This window comes from Thermococcus sp., from assembly GCF_027012695.1.
Taxonomy (GTDB): Archaea; Methanobacteriota_B; Thermococci; order Thermococcales; family Thermococcaceae; genus Thermococcus.
The window spans coordinates 1-2,179 of sequence record NZ_JALUYR010000077.1; the positions used below are offsets into that span (position 1 = coordinate 1).

Here is a 2,179-nt window from a genome sequence, read left to right on the forward strand (position 1 = left end):
GGACGAGCCTTCCAATCTGATAGATTCCGGGGATTAAACGCGGACTCCACCGCATAAAGCTTTCCCTATCCAATGCCGAGCCAGATATGTGGACGTTGCCTTCATCAACGGCTTTAACCCTCCTCCACTCCGCCGAGTCAAGCATCTCGTCCCTTATACCTTCGAGCCTCTCCCTGTTTGTCAGAACGCTCGTCAAAAGGAGTATATGGTCAGCATCGCTGAAACGCCTGATGAAGTCCTCCTTTTTGAGGGGATAGACCTTCCTTTCCGTTCTCAGTCTCTTCCCGAGGCTTTCTGCACCTGCCTTCTCGACCGCGTCGCTTATTACGTTTGTGCCAGTTACAACGTTTATCCCGCGGTAGAGCATAACCACCCTCGGCTTTTCTTCAAGCGATTGGGTTACCTCTCCGATCCTCGCGAGGTGCTTTTCGTAGAACCCGCCGAGCTTTGAGAAGTCTCCGCCGGTTTTTTCGGCTATCAGCCTGCTCCCTTCAATGAGGTTTTCGACCGTTAAGAAGTCGAGGAGAAGAACATCCGCGCCAATCCGTTCGGCAAAGGAGTACAGCTCGCCCGAGGAGTGGAGGTTCTCAACCCTGAAGTCGAGAATTAGTTTCGGCTTTATTCCCTCAAGAACGTCCCAGTACGTCTTCTTCGTCCTCTTGAGGTATTTGCCAATAACTGGCCTGTCCTTCAGCTCCGGCAGGCAGTAATCGAGTTTGACTTCCTCGTTTATCCCCGCTATTTCGCCCCCTTTTCCAACCAGCTTGACGATTTCCGCGAGGCTCGCAGGGAAGACCGCTATCATTTTTCCACCTCAAAATGGAAATCAGGAGAGGAAGGGATAGAACGTCTGGACGAACTCCTTCGCTTTGCCCTCCCAGTTGGGGTAGTAGTTGGGATAGACTGCCTTTCCGATGACCCAGATTCCAACGGCCATCCTCGGGCTCCAGCGGAGGAAGGAATCCTTCCCCATGTCGGCCCTCAGTATTACGACGTTGCCCTCGCGGACGGCCTTTATCTGCCTCCACGCATCATCGCTCAGCATTTCCTTTTTAAGCTCCTCAACCTTCTCGTGCGGCGTTACTGAGCTGGTTAGAAGGATTATCACGTCCGTGTTTTTGTAGCTGGCGATTATCTTCTCCCTGTCCATCGGAACTCTAACCGGTGTGTAGCCGTTGAAAGTTATGTTCACCATGTAGTCCCCACTGACAAGCCTTACCGCCTGAGCTAAAACGTCGTTGCCGTTAACTAAGTAGAGCTTCCCCATTATCGGCTGTATCATTACAACTTTCTTCCTGTCCTCGGCCGGTATCTTTGAGGCTATCGCCTTAACCTCGTCCACCTGCTCGTTGAAGTAGTCCTCGAAGGCTTTGGCCTCTTTTTCCTTCCCGAAGAGCTTTCCGAGCAGGGAAACGGCCTTCGGAATGTCCTCAAGCCTGTCCTCGCGGAGCATTATTACGGGAATCCCGTAGCTTGCTGACCTGTTGAGAAACTCGTCAACGTCGTAGAACTTCTTGAGGTAGAGGTTCACGATGAGGTCGGGCTTTAACGCCAAAACCTTCTCCCAGTCGTCCACCTTGAGCCTCTTGCCGACGACGGTTTTGTTTTTAAGGGCCTGACTGAGGAAAGCGTCTCCCTTGGCCTCTACCGGAATTCCAACGACTTGGTTGCTTGCGTTGAGGAGCTGGACCATCTCGAGGGCAGAGGTTGACAGGATTACCGCCTGCTGAACCGGAACCTTCACGGTTACGCTCCTTCCAGCGAAGTCCTTCACGGTTATCTCCTTTTGAGAGGGTGTTGGAGTCGTTGAGTTGCCAGTGCTTCCGATACAGCCCGCACTAATGACTGAAAGGAGGAGAATTCCAACCAGTAAGAAGGCTTTCCACTTCATCTCCACCACCTCAAACCGGCTTCTGCTCTCCAAAGGTGCCAATCGGGAGGTTCAACCCGAATTTCTCGGCAAGGCTGAGGTATGAACCCGGCTCGTATGGGCAGGCCGGGTCCTCAGCTAAAGGGTCAAGGTGGTATGAATAAGCCCTCGCCCTGCTCCCTCCGCAGACTTCCCTGAACTCACAGGCACCACAGCGTCCTTTGAAGTCGGCCGAGCGGAGCTTTCTCATGAGTTCGCTTTCCCTGTAAATCTCGACGAGGCTTTTCTCCCTCACGTTGCCAACACTGT

Annotated in this window: 2 protein-coding genes and 1 pseudogene; all 3 read right to left on the reverse strand. The window is 53.0% G+C overall.

Annotation, left to right across the window (positions count from 1 at the left end):
• Positions 1-805, reverse strand: an 805-nt coding sequence (locus MV985_RS06260; RefSeq protein ID WP_297464440.1) for a hypothetical protein, incomplete at its 3' end; no start/stop codon positions are given.
• A gap of 21 nt (positions 806-826) precedes the next feature.
• Positions 827-1,891 carry an ABC transporter substrate-binding protein gene (locus MV985_RS06265; protein ID WP_297464442.1) on the reverse strand — a complete coding sequence of 355 codons (1,065 nt, stop codon included), beginning with the start codon at positions 1,889-1,891 and terminating at the stop codon, positions 827-829.
• 10 nt (positions 1,892-1,901) lie between these two features.
• Positions 1,902-2,179, reverse strand: a pseudogene (locus tag MV985_RS06270) (radical SAM/SPASM domain-containing protein); the annotation flags it as partial.